Source organism: Leclercia sp. GHBNCSD, assembly GCF_055805075.1.
In genome coordinates this window covers 2,490,986-2,503,629 of the sequence record NZ_JBQVYO010000001.1, presented here as the reverse complement: position 1 = coordinate 2,503,629, position 12,644 = coordinate 2,490,986, and the positions used below count along the sequence as shown (strand labels likewise).

13 protein-coding genes are annotated in these 12,644 nt (G+C 53.7%); 3 read left to right on the top strand and 10 right to left on the bottom strand.

What is annotated here, in order from left to right:
• Positions 1-24: 24 nt before the first annotated feature.
• The 10 genes from ACT3IC_RS12150 to zapE form a co-directional block, all read right to left on the bottom strand.
• Entirely contained in the window at positions 25-726 is a 702-nt protein-coding gene (locus tag ACT3IC_RS12150; RefSeq protein ID WP_236560472.1) for a DUF1120 domain-containing protein, read from the bottom strand.
• Positions 723-1,253, bottom strand: a complete 531-nt coding sequence (locus ACT3IC_RS12145; protein WP_159339882.1) for a DUF1120 domain-containing protein — start codon at positions 1,251-1,253, stop codon at positions 723-725. Before ACT3IC_RS12145 ends, ACT3IC_RS12150 begins: the two co-directional genes overlap by 4 nt.
• On the bottom strand, positions 1,250-3,601 hold the full coding sequence (locus ACT3IC_RS12140; RefSeq protein ID WP_473477612.1) for a fimbrial biogenesis usher protein: 2,352 nt from the start codon (positions 3,599-3,601) through the stop codon (positions 1,250-1,252). The genes ACT3IC_RS12145 and ACT3IC_RS12140 overlap by 4 nt, the downstream gene beginning before the upstream one ends.
• A 41-nt stretch (positions 3,602-3,642) precedes the next feature.
• Positions 3,643-4,314, bottom strand: coding sequence for a fimbria/pilus chaperone family protein (locus tag ACT3IC_RS12135; protein ID WP_159339880.1), 672 nt, complete (start codon positions 4,312-4,314; stop codon positions 3,643-3,645).
• A 160-nt stretch (positions 4,315-4,474) separates the two neighbouring features.
• The gene (locus ACT3IC_RS12130) at positions 4,475-5,188 is read right to left on the bottom strand and encodes a DUF1120 domain-containing protein (protein WP_159339879.1); all 714 of its coding nucleotides are present in this window, start codon (positions 5,186-5,188) and stop codon (positions 4,475-4,477) included.
• 448 nt (positions 5,189-5,636) lie between these two features.
• Positions 5,637-6,128 carry a ClpXP protease specificity-enhancing factor gene (sspB, locus tag ACT3IC_RS12125; protein WP_103177213.1) on the bottom strand — a complete coding sequence of 164 codons (492 nt, stop codon included), beginning with the start codon at positions 6,126-6,128 and terminating at the stop codon, positions 5,637-5,639.
• A gap of 5 nt (positions 6,129-6,133) precedes the next feature.
• Positions 6,134-6,772 (bottom strand): stringent starvation protein SspA, encoded by a 639-nt coding sequence (gene sspA, locus ACT3IC_RS12120; protein WP_103177214.1) that lies wholly within the window; start codon positions 6,770-6,772, stop codon positions 6,134-6,136.
• A 312-nt stretch (positions 6,773-7,084) separates the two neighbouring features.
• On the bottom strand, positions 7,085-7,477 hold the full coding sequence (gene rpsI, locus ACT3IC_RS12115) for a 30S ribosomal protein S9 (protein WP_003860436.1): 393 nt from the start codon (positions 7,475-7,477) through the stop codon (positions 7,085-7,087).
• A 15-nt stretch (positions 7,478-7,492) separates the two neighbouring features.
• On the bottom strand, positions 7,493-7,921 hold the full coding sequence (gene rplM / locus ACT3IC_RS12110; RefSeq protein WP_024551131.1) for a 50S ribosomal protein L13: 429 nt from the start codon (positions 7,919-7,921) through the stop codon (positions 7,493-7,495).
• 287 nt (positions 7,922-8,208) lie between these two features.
• Positions 8,209-9,333 (bottom strand): cell division protein ZapE, encoded by a 1,125-nt coding sequence (gene zapE / locus ACT3IC_RS12105; protein ID WP_159339878.1) that lies wholly within the window; start codon positions 9,331-9,333, stop codon positions 8,209-8,211.
• Between the two features lie 190 nt (positions 9,334-9,523).
• Here zapE and zapG point away from each other — a divergent pair, with 190 nt between their 5' ends.
• The 3 genes from zapG (at position 9,524) to degS (ending at position 12,616) form a co-directional block, all read left to right on the top strand.
• On the top strand, positions 9,524-9,922 hold the full coding sequence (gene zapG, locus ACT3IC_RS12100) for a Z-ring associated protein ZapG (RefSeq protein ID WP_103177216.1): 399 nt from the start codon (positions 9,524-9,526) through the stop codon (positions 9,920-9,922).
• A 170-nt stretch (positions 9,923-10,092) separates the two neighbouring features.
• The gene (gene degQ / locus ACT3IC_RS12095; RefSeq protein WP_103177217.1) at positions 10,093-11,460 is read left to right on the top strand and encodes a serine endoprotease DegQ; all 1,368 of its coding nucleotides are present in this window, start codon (positions 10,093-10,095) and stop codon (positions 11,458-11,460) included.
• An 88-nt stretch (positions 11,461-11,548) separates the two neighbouring features.
• Positions 11,549-12,616: an outer membrane-stress sensor serine endopeptidase DegS gene (gene degS / locus ACT3IC_RS12090; RefSeq protein ID WP_103180994.1), complete on the top strand. Its 1,068-nt coding sequence runs from the start codon at positions 11,549-11,551 to the stop codon at positions 12,614-12,616.
• The last annotated feature ends 28 nt before the right edge of the window (positions 12,617-12,644 follow it).

The window sequence follows — 12,644 nt, the reverse complement described above, 5'->3', positions numbered from 1 at the left end:
CGGCGGGCCTGCTCGCCGATCCGATTACAAGTAAACAAGGCTGATAACGGCTTCACCATCCAGCTTAATCGTCTGGCTACTTCCTAACGCGTTCGCCACCGTGGCGCTAACCTGCAACGGTATCGTGGCTGTGCTGATGGGTTGCGGAGCCAGCGTGCCTTTTTGCACCAGGGTATAAAAATAATCCTGCTTTGTTGGCAACGGCAGCAGGTCACTTTTTTCCCAGGTTCCTTTCGAATTTACCGCACCGGCAACCTCCACCGCCACGCTGCGATCGCCATCTGATGCGATGACATTCATGGCATCAATCTGCACGGCATAACTGCCGATGGGCTTGTTTTCCGCCGTCATGCCCAGGCCAAACAGCCGTGATGGCTCACTGACATACTGACCGCCGTTAATCTGAAAACGTGGCCCTTCCTGGCCTTGATTATCCCTGCCCCAGACGACCGAAGTGGCCCGCGTATCCCGCGCGGTGATGGCTACCGCCGTGGACGATTCACAGGTGATGCTCAAAACCAGATCCCGGGTTCCCAGCTGTGTAAAAGCGTTGCGTGATAAGCTCCCGGCGCTGCGCGAATTGAAATCCACAACGCCATTATTGCTCAGGACGGGCGTGCAGGCAGCGGCATCGGCGGTAAGCTCAAAATCAATACTGACGGTGTCACTTGCCATGACAGGCACCGCCATGAAGGCCGCAAGTAGCAGGCAAAAACCACGCATCATTGCGCCTCCAGGTTTATATTCAGGTTTCCGCGCCAGGTGGTCTGTTCCGTCACCGGACCGGGTTTAACGCGCGCCGCCACCAGCAGGGAGACCGAGGCATTTTTGCCAAACACCTCATCGCCGTTGCTGAATGCCAGCCCCTCGTTCAGCGACACCTGTAACGTTTCACTGCTCCCGGAGCGGAGCACGGTATCCGCTCTGTTTACCGACGCAAGACGCACCGGACGATCGTCAACGTACGCATGTGCTGCCGTAATGAGCATCTCCCCTTCGCTACCGAATGAGAAGGTGCCGTTATGCGGCAGGTCGCTGCCGAAAAACAGCCGTATTCGCTGCGGTTCGCTACAGCTCACCTGCACTTTAATCTGTTTTTCCGGAAGCGTTATCCACGGCCCGGTAGCCTGCTGTCGCTCGGCCGGGCTTAGCCGGGTGTAGGCGATCTTTTGCTGGCTGGCGATAAGCTGGCACTCCGCCAGGCTCTGGCATGGTATTAACCCTATCGCCGCCAGCAGCAGATAATATTTCATTGGCATACTCCTTTTGCCGTTTCATAAAATACGTTCGTCTGCGCCTGTTCTGGCAGGGTCAGCTGAATGCGGCAACTCCCGGATTCATCCAGCGCCACCAGCCCCTGTCGCGCGCTGGCGTTGTTCAGAAATACCACGCCATCATCAACCGAGGTGGTAAGGTAGTTGCCTTGCGTATCCATAATGGCTCTGTTTTTCGGCAGCTTTTTACCATCCTGCATGGTCACTTCAAGCAAGACGCGGCGCTGGGTTATAGCCGCAAAATGAACCTTACTTACCGATCCCCTGCCCAGACTCAGGAAACGAGTCCCGTTGCCAACATCCATATTCTTTGGCAACGTTTCGGTATGTAACTCCACACGCGAGTTTTGCCACGCGTTCAGCGAAGGCAGCACCGCGTAGCCGCGGGCATCCGTCCATACCGGCCCCTGCGGCGTGTCGATTTTAATACCGGCAATCGGCTGATCCAGCGAGACAACTCCAAAGGTGTCACGCACCGGCAACGGCGAAAAGGTGACGCCTTCTCCGTGCGCCACGATGCCGCCCTGCAGAGAGCCCGAATAGCTGCGTTGGCTATCGTTGGCCATGCTGGCGTTAAGCATCAGCTGGGAGTAGTGCAGGTTACTGCTTAGCCCCGCGCTGATGCTTTGGTCCTTCTCTTTCTGGTCAAACTCTGCCCCCAATGAATAACCATTTTCATTCGAGATATTTCCCATCACCGTGGAGCCATAGCGGGTGGAGCTGCCCTCCCGGCGGACGTAAGTGTTTACGTTGCTTTTGCCGAGCGGGAAGCTGACATTGAAGTAGAACAGATCGTCTTTTTTACCGTTGGTATCGCTCAGCTGATGCTGCCAGTTGGCCGAAACATAGGCTGAAAACAGATTGCTTCCCCATCCCGCGTTGATATACCGCGTTTTGCCGGACTGGTTGCGGTTCTTCGTTTCGTAAAGGCTGGCGCTGAACGTCCCTGCCTTGCTGGTTTGCCACTGCAATCCAACGGCATAGTCATGCTTTTTGATCGCCGTAAAACCGCGGTCAATAAACTCCGAGAACTCCCGATAGCCCGGCGAGTAATAGCCCGCCGACGCGGTCACGCTGATGCCTATCGCTGACGTCAGGCTGGCTTCGAGACGATAGCTTTGTCCCTGGCGCGCGTTTTCATGGTCATAGGACTGATTGACCTTCAGGCTCAGCAGGGTCGAAGAAGAAGGCGCCGTATTCAGGCCGACGCCAGCGGCCTGGAAATCCCGGGCCAGTATTGCCCCCAGGTTGATATTACTCCCGGGCAGCAGCCGCCAGCCGCCCGACGCGCTCAGCACCAGCGGTTTTTTGTTGTAATCATCGCTTACCTGGCCAAACGCCAGAAACAGACCAGCCGGATTACCCAGCCTCTGCAGAAAGAGTGAGGCAGGGATCGTATAGCTGTGCCGGGTGCCGTCGGTCTCGACAACCGTTACGCTGAGATCGCTGGTGTAGTTGCGCAGAGCAACATCAGTAAGCGTAAAGGGCCCCACCGGAACGAGGGTCGAATAGACGAGCGTACCCTGCTGGCGAATCTCTACGCGCGCCTGCGAGGTATTAGCGATCCCGCTCACCCTGACCATGCTCTGCTGCGCATCCAGACCGCTTTCCGGCGACAGGGAGACGCCGTACAGACTGGTCCCCTGCAGCAGTCCGTTATTCATGCTGACTTCACCCATTTGTGCGGTTGTGCGCAAATTAACAAAGGTGCGCTGCAAATAGGTCTGGCTGTTTTCGCTGTTGAACTTGCCTTCCGACTGGCTTAATAACTGGTTGGTACGCAGTAGCCACCCGGCAACGTTCACCCCACCTTCAAGCTGCGCCTGTGACCAGGTGGCGCTGCCGCCGCTATATTCGTTGCGCGAAGACATGGCGGAATAGTTAAGCACGGCGGCGGTTCCCTCCATGGTAAAATCCGTAACGGCCTTACCCGGCTGGGCGATCTCTTCAGGGGGGATCACCAGCTCGATCATCTCCTGGCCGGGATCGGCCTTTACGACGGTTTGGGGATGCTGCTTCAGGTAATCGTAACACCCCTTCTGATAGTCGCTGGGGATACGAATATGCGCATGCTCCATTAATGACTTGTCGAAGCAAAGCTCGCCCTGCCGCTGGAAATGCGCCAGCACGCGACCTTTATTCTGCCCGTTCACTTTCAGCGTAACCGTTGTCTGCCCGGGCATAAAGCGTGATTTCTCAGCAAAATATGACGAAACCGTGGGATCGATGCCCAGCGACCTTAAGGTTTCACTATCAAATTCGAGAGAGCCTGCGTCGATTTCAACGGCTTTCCCCTGGCGTGCGCAGAACATACTGACTGCACACATAAGCAGCGTTCTTTTAAACATCCTTGTTTTCCCTGAACGACTTACTGTAATGGTGCTATATATTTTTCACCTTTGTATCCATAACGGCTGGCGGGATAAAAATGCACTTCCGTATCCGCTTTATTGGGTAAGGCTACGGTCGTGCTGGTGTGCGGCAGTAAATAGGTATTTTTCAGCGCACCCTGTTGACCGGATGGTAATGTTGTAAACCCGGCCGCCATACGAACCACATAATTTGAGGGATTGGTGACGACCAGAGAATTGCCCTGCTTATGCCATTTAAGATGCTTCCAGGGAATGAGATCCTGGGCGAGCCCCGCCGGATGAATAATTACCGGTAAATCCTGGCGAATGGTGACTGCAACCCGCTCTTTGCCCTTTTCCCTGGGTGGTATACCTTCGAAGGTTACTCTTTTGAGCTCTTCCTGCATCAGCGGCTTTTGTAACTGCAGCATAAAACGCATTCGCTGTACGGCCCCCGCCTCAACCCTTACAACGGGTTGAGAAACAATAACGCGAACACCTTTATCGCTTTCTGGCAAATCCACAATATTAGTATAAAGCAACGCAGGTCTGGAATCCGTATTCCTCACGTTCATACTGGCTTCCCCTTTGTCGGCATCAATTAATAATACCGATGTTTCGGGTACCATACCGGAGGCGTAACTCTGCACAGAAATAAATAAAAGAGAGTAAATAATGCTACGCTTCATAACATGCCCTTCAGCTGCGATAATGGAAAAGATTATTAACTCCCAGAAAGGGTATTATGAATCCTGAAATGTAATTGTTTGACAGTAACAGGTGTCAAATATTCAAATGGAGTGCGGCGTGTTTTTATTATTAAATCGCCGCACTCATTATTTTTATGGCTTACAGATAAACAAGGCTCAGAGTGGCATTACCGTTCAGAACAATTTCATCAGCACCCAGTACAGAACTGGGCTGCACGGCTGCGGCAATTTTCATCGGTACAGTCATTTCTTTGAACATCTTCGGTTCTGTGGAACCTACCTGACCTACAGTAACAATACGCGAGTTATCATTACTCTGGTTCCCGTAAGACGCGGCACGCCAGGTTGCCCCGTTATTATCAGAAACAAGCAGGTCTGCCGCTACGCTATCTGCAGTCATCTTTGCGCCATCTACGGCGACAGTATAGGCACCGATTTTCGCATCATTGGTCGCCACACCCAGACCAAAGCCGAAATAGCTTTGTGTGATGCTCGGGCCACCTGCGAATACAGAATTAACATATGCACTGGAAGAGAGGGTGACAGCGGAGCTGGCGCGGTTATCGGCCATGGTGAAGCCAATAGCTGTTGCGGCATCACAGGTTACGGTTAAGGTAATATCTTTAGAACCCAGCTGCACCAGGGCATTGCCAGCGGGAGCTTTTCGAATTGACGAGGCAGCAATGGAACCAAAAGCGACTTCACCGCTATTGCTTAATGCCGGGGTGCACGCAGCGGGAAGAATGGTGCCAGAGACTTTCATGGTGACATCGTCAGCAGCATTCACCTGAGCAGAGACCAGCAGTGCAGCGCCCACAGCCAGAGTGGCTACGTTCTTTTTAAACAGAGTCATTTTATTCTTTCCTTAATGTTATTAACCAGCAACTTTCCCGGTTGGCCATGTTTTAACAACCAGATACGCTTTACTATGAAATATATCATTCATAGACTATTTGTAAGAAACAGTGTCGACAAGACTACAGGATAAAATGACGGCCATCATTTAAGTTCGCTACATCAACCTTTCATAACTTCTAAAGATATTTATTTTCATAAAGTTAGCGCGTCGAACACGAGAAGGAATTTTATATTGAAGCTTCTATCAACGGCTAATTCTTTTCATAAAAATAAACCCACCCAATAACCAAAAGCAATTCATCATAGTTACGAATGCTTTAAGGAAATAAAAAAATATGCTTTAGGATATATAGTGTGATAAACATCATTGCCAAAAATAATAAAATAACAATATATTGATGATTCTAAATATCAGACAAAAAAAGGGCCCATGGGGCCCTTTTTTATTTCACTACACGTAACGCCGGACGCCCACCGCGTGGCGGCGGGGTGTCGTCTGGATCATCGTCGTGATCGGGCTTATCGCCATCGATAATCGACATGACCGGTTCGCTTTCACTCTCGGTCGCGCCATGCTCATCATTGAGGCTGGAAACGTCTTCATCGTAAGCCGCTTCCGGCTCAAACATGGTGCCCGCGCCGTTTTCCCGTGCGTAAATAGCCAGTACAGCAGCCAGCGGCACAGAAACCTGACGCGGAACGCCGCCAAAGCGGGCGTTAAAGCGAACTTCGTCGTTCGCCAGCTCAAGACCACCCACCGCGCGCGGCGCAATGTTCAACACAATTTGCCCGTCACGTGCATATTCCATAGGAACCTGCACGCCCGGTAACGTCACATCCACTACCAGGTGCGGCGTGAGCTGGTTATCCAGCAGCCATTCATAGAAGGCACGCAGCAGATACGGACGGCGCGGAGAAAGCTGTGACATTTCCACAATGATTAACCCCGGCCGAGACGCATTTCACGTTCAGCTTCAGTCAGAGAAGCAAGGAAGGAGTCGCGTTCAAATACGCGCGTCATATAACCTTTGAGCTCTTTCGCACCAGGACCGCTGAATTCAACACCCAGGGTTGGCAAACGCCACAGCAGCGGAGCCAGGTAGCAATCCACCAGACTGAACTCATCGCTCAGGAAGAACGGACGCTGACCGAACACCGGTGCGATCGCCAGCAGCTCTTCACGCAGCTGTTTACGCGCAGCATCGGCTTCCGAAGAGGAACCGTTCGCAATGACGTTCATCAGCGTATACCAGTCTTTCTCGATACGCTGCATGTACAGACGGCTTTCCCCACGCGCAACCGGATAGACCGGCATCAGCGGCGGATGCGGGAAACGCTCATCCAGATATTCCATAATGATACGGGATTCCCACAGGGTCAGCTCACGATCCACCAGCGTTGGTACGCTCTGGCTTGGGTTGAGATCAATAAGATCCTGAGGCGGGTTATCCTTTTCCACATGCTCGATCTCAAAACTGACACCCTTCTCGGCCAGCACGATACGAACCTGATGGCTATAAATGTCAGTAGGACCAGAAAACAGCGTCATTACCGAACGTTTGTTGGCAGCGACAGCCATGAAAACCTCCAGGTATATTCAGAATTTTTACTGCTACCGGCCATACAGGCCAGCCAGATGTTTTGTTGCCCATCCCAGGGAATTCCTACTCTTGTTCAAAAAGAGAACAAAAATCGAGCATTCACCATTATTTGGGCAGAAAAGTGGATGATAGTTTACCAGATTTTGCGACCTTTGTGGTGAGGGTATTCTGGAAATGCGGAAAAAGAGGTCAGAAAGGGCGTCTGGATGTGGATGCGTTGAGCATGAGCCATAAAAAAACCCGCCGAAGCGGGTTTTTCGCAAATTGTTGTCTGCCGAAGCAGAAAGCAATTAACGCTTGGAGAACTGTGGACGACGACGTGCTTTACGCAGACCCACTTTCTTACGTTCAACCTGACGAGCGTCACGAGTAACGAAGCCAGCTTTACGCAGTTCAGAACGCAGGGATTCGTCGTACTCCATCAGAGCGCGGGTGATACCGTGACGGATCGCACCTGCCTGACCGGAGATACCACCACCTTTAACGGTGATGTACAGATCCAGTTTTTCTACCATATCAACCAGTTCCAGCGGCTGGCGAACTACCATGCGGGCAGTTTCACGACCGAAGTATTGTTCCAGAGAACGCTGGTTGATTACGATTTTACCACTGCCCGGTTTGATGAACACGCGAGCGGCGGAGCTTTTGCGGCGACCAGTGCCGTAGTATTGATTTTCAGCCATTGCCTATAATCCCGATTAGATGTCAAGAACTTGCGGTTGCTGTGCCGCGTGGTTGTGCTCGTTACCTGCGTAAACTTTCAGTTTACGGTACATAGCACGACCCAGCGGGCCTTTTGGCAGCATGCCTTTAACCGCGATTTCAATCACACGCTCAGGACGGCGGGCAATCATCTCTTCAAAGGTCGCTTGTTTGATACCGCCGATGTGGCCGGTGTGGTGATAGTACACTTTGTCAGTACGCTTGTTGCCGGTTACAGCAACTTTGTCAGCGTTCAGAACGATGATGTAATCACCGGTATCGACGTGCGGAGTGTATTCCGCTTTGTGCTTACCGCGCAGGCGACGAGCCAGTTCGGTAGCCAGACGGCCCAGAGTTTTACCGGTCGCGTCAACAACATACCAGTCGCGTTTTACGGTTTCTGGTTTAGCTGTAAAAGTTTTCATTAAAAGCTTACCCAAATAAATAAGTTACACGTTGGTGAACACCCAAACGTTTAGTAGTTGAGGTTCACACGACATTGTCCAGCAAACCTACCCCTTCGAATAGCCTATGCCGGCGCAGAGAAAGTTTTGGGAAAAAAACCTTCTTGTAACGTGGGGTCGCAAGATTATAGAGAAGTCAGGGGTAAAGATCGACCCTTAATTGTGATTTGAAGCGGGTTTTTACGGGGAGCCGAAAAGCCGGGCGGCGGTGGTGCCTTATCCGGCCTTGCGCGCTTAACGGAGGAGATTTACGGCATATGCTGGCGCTTCAGATACTCTTCGCTTTGCATCTCCTGCAGGCGTGACAGGCAGCGCTGGAACTCAAACTTCAGCCGCTCCCCCTGATAGATCTCATATAAAGGCACGGCTGCGCTCACCACCAGCTTAACGTGGCGTTCGTAGAACTCATCCACCAGCGCGATAAAACGTCGGGCTTCACTCTCCATCAACGTAGTCATCACCGGCACCTCAAACAGCATCACCGTATGGAACAGGCGCGAGAGCGCAATATAGTCATGCTGGCTGCGGGCATCGACACAGAGGGTGGCAAACGACACGGCGAGGGTCTGGTTGACGACGCCCAGCGTTTGCAGGGGACGATGGTTTACCTCCAGCACCGGGGCGTTACCCCGCTCCGCGCCGGCAAGCGCCAGCCACAGCTTGTCCATCTGCTGTTGCGTGTCGTCATTCAACGGCGAAATCCACAGATGGGCCTGGGTCAGCGTACGCAGACGGTAGTCGATGCCGGCATCCACATTCATGATGTGACAATGCTCTTTAATCGCCGCGATAGCCGGCAGGAAGCGGGCACGTTGCAGGCCGTTACGGTAGAGCTCATCTGGCGGAATGTTTGATGTCGCCACCAGGGTGATACCCCGGTCAAAGAGCGCTTTCATTAATCCGCCCAGCAGCATGGCGTCGGTAATATCCGAGACAAAAAACTCATCGAAGCAGAGCACATCGGTTTCAGCTTTAAAACGCTCAGCGACGATATCCAGCGGATCGCTCTGCCCCTGCAGGGCCGTCAGCTCTTCATGGACCCGCAGCATAAAGCGGTGAAAGTGAAGACGCTGCTTACGCGTCCCCGGCAGGCTCTGGTAAAAAAGATCCATCAGCCAGGTTTTGCCGCGCCCGACGCCCCCCCACATATATAAGCCCCGCACTGGCGTGACGCTCTGCGGCGCTTTCTTGCCCAACAACCGTCCAAATGCGGCTTTTAACCCACCGGAAGGCGCAGCTTCGGCTGGCCGGGCCGTCAGCTCATGCCAGATGCCGTCCAGACGGCTTACCGCTTCACGCTGTACCTCATCTGGCTGGTGGGAGCCCTCGCTCAGGGCCTGTTGATAACGCGATGTAGGGGAGAGACTTTGCATAATGTTATTGTTATTCCTTCAATTAATACCCGTCAGACTGCTCAGTTGACGAAAAAAAGGCCGTTCTACAGTACGCGATGATGCGGCGGGATTCCACTTCTAAGGAAATAGCGGTTATAGTGGCATAATCAGGCCCTGGCATGGAGCCGAGCCAACACCCTACGGAACCACAAGACAACGGGAGAAGTTCATGACCTGGGAATATGCGCTAATTGGTTTAGTCGTCGGCATCGCTATCGGCGCCGTGGCCATGCGTTTTGGTAATCGCAAATTGCGTCAGCAACAGGCGTTGCAGTACGAACTGGAAAAGAACAAAGCTGAACTGGACGAGTATCGTGAAGAGCTGGTCAGCCACTTTGCTCAGAGCGCCGAGCTGCTGGACAACATGGCGCATGACTACCGTCAGCTTTATCAGCACATGGCGAAAAGCTCCAGCAGCCTGCTGCCGGAGATGAGCGCGGAAAACAATCCGTTCCGTAACCGTCTGGCCGAGTCCGAAGCCAGTAACGATCAAGCGCCTGTACAGATGCCACGTGACTACTCCGAAGGGGCTTCCGGCCTGCTGCGCGGTGGCGCAAAGCGCGACTAATCGCAGATCGAAAATAAATTTTACGGGCGCAGCCTTTGCGCCCGTCCTTTCTTCCTGACCCCAGCTATTATTTAGTCAAACACCTCATTGTTCAGCGTTTTAAAATTCAATAACATCAGTCTGTTTCAGGGCCGTTATCCCTTCATTCCAGGTTGCGAGAGCCAGCAAAAATGAACAAAAAAAATCAGCTGTTGAGCGCGTTAGCATTGAGTATCGGTTTATCCCTGTCGGCCTCGTATCCGCTGGCTGCCGCACTCCCTTCGCAGGTTCCCGGCGAGGCCGCCCTGCCGAGCCTGGCGCCAATGCTGGAGAAAGTCCTGCCCGCCGTCGTAAGCGTGCAGGTCGAAGGCACCGCGGTGCAAAGCCAGCGTATTCCGGAAGAGTTGAAGAAGTATTTTGGCGATGAAGCTCCTGACCAGCAGGGACAGCCCTTTGAAGGTCTGGGCTCCGGGGTCATCATCGACGCCGCGAAGGGCTATGTCCTGACCAATAACCACGTCATCAGCCATGCCGATAAAATCAGCGTGCAGATGAATGATGGCCGGGAGTTTGATGCCAAACTGATTGGCGGTGACGATCAGAGCGATATCGCCCTGCTGCAGTTGCAAAACCCAACCGGCCTGACGCAAATCGCCATTGCTGACTCCGATAAACTACGCGTCGGCGATTTCGCGGTGGCGGTGGGTAACCCCTTCGGCCTCGGCCAGACCGCCACCTCCGGCATTATCTCCGCGCTGGGCCGCAGTGGGCTGAATCTTGAAGGGCTGGAAAACTTTATCCAGACCGACGCCTCCATTAACCGGGGTAACTCCGGCGGCGCGCTGCTGAACCTGAACGGCGAGCTGATTGGCATTAACACCGCCATTCTTGCCCCTGGCGGCGGCAGCGTCGGGATTGGCTTTGCCATTCCCAGCAACATGGCACGCACGCTGGCCCAGCAGCTGATTGAATTTGGCGAAGTGAAACGTGGCCTGCTGGGTATTAAAGGCACCGAGATGAGTGCGGATATCGCCAAAGCGTTCAACCTGAACGTGCAGCGCGGCGCCTTCGTCAGCGAAGTGTTGCCGAATTCCGGTTCCGCAAAAGCGGGCGTGAAATCCGGGGACGTGATTGTCAGCCTGAATGATAAACCGTTAAGCAGCTTTGCCGAACTGCGTTCGCGCATCGCCACTACGGAGCCGGGTGCGACGGTTAAGCTTGGCATTTTGCGTGACGGGAAGCCGCTGGATCTGCAGGTCACGCTCGATAAAAGCACCTCTTCTTCGGCCAGCGCAGAGATGATTGCTCCCGCGCTACAGGGGGCGACCTTAAGCGACGGACAGTTAAAAGACGGCACCAAAGGCATCACCCTCGAAAGCGTCGAGAAGAGCAGTCCTGCCGCGCAGGCTGGGCTTCATCAGGACGATGTGATTATCGGGGTGAACCGCGTTCGCGTGCAGTCTATCGCCGAAATGCGCAAGGTGCTGGAGAGCAAACCTACCGTTATCGCCCTGCAGATCGTGCGTGGTAACGATACGCTCTATATTCTGCTGCGCTAAGCCTGTACCTGTCCGGACATCACCCCGTGTGATGTCCGGATAAGTCATGTTATGCTGCTTGCGTTCTCCCTTTAACGACGCCCGTATCATGGTTTTTAAGCTCATTCGTTCGGTCGCCATCGGCCTGGTAGTAGGTGGCCTGTTACTGGCCGCGATGCCCTCTTTACGTCAGTTCAATCAGCTGGCTGCGCCGCAGTTCGACAGCGCAGATGAAACGCCTGCCAGTTATAACCAGGCAGTACGCCGCGCCGCCCCTGCGGTGGTTAACGTCTATAACCGTGGGCTAAACAGCACCAGCCATAATCAGCTGGAGATCCGCACCCTTGGCTCCGGGGTGATTATGGATGAACGCGGCTACATTATTACCAACAAACATGTGATCAACGATGCCGATCAGATCATCGTGGCGCTGCAGGATGGCCGCGTCTTTGAGGCACTGCTCGTGGGCTCCGACAGTCTGACGGATCTGGCAGTCCTCAAAATCAACGCCACGGGCGGCCTGCCCGTTATCCCCATCAACCGTAAGCGGACGCCCCATATCGGCGACGTGGTGCTGGCCATTGGCAACCCCTATAACCTCGGACAGACCATTACCCAGGGGATCATCAGCGCAACCGGGCGTATCGGCCTGAACCCATCCGGACGGCAGAATTTCCTGCAGACGGACGCGTCCATCAACCATGGCAACTCCGGCGGCGCGCTGGTGAACTCGCTGGGCGAACTGATGGGCATCAACACCCTCTCGTTTGATAAAAGCAACGACGGGGAAACGCCCGAAGGGATCGGCTTCGCCATCCCGTTCCAGCTCGCTAACAAGATTATGGATAAGCTGATTCGCGACGGACGCGTGATCCGCGGCTACATTGGTATTGGCGGGCGTGAGATTGCTCCGCTGCATTCTCAGGGTGGCGGAATCGATCAGATCCAGGGGATTGTAGTGAACGAAGTGACCCCTGGCGGCCCAGCGGCAGAAGCGGGTATCAGGGTTAACGACGTGATTGTCTCGGTGAACGGTAAACCGGCCGTGTCGGCGCTGGAAACCATGGATCAGGTGGCGGAGATCAGGCCAGGCTCTATCATCCCGGTGGAAGTGATGCGTGATGATAAGAAACTGACCCTGCAGGTGACCATTCAGGAATACCCGGCCACCAACTGAGTTGGCAGGCATAAAAAAACCGGAGTTC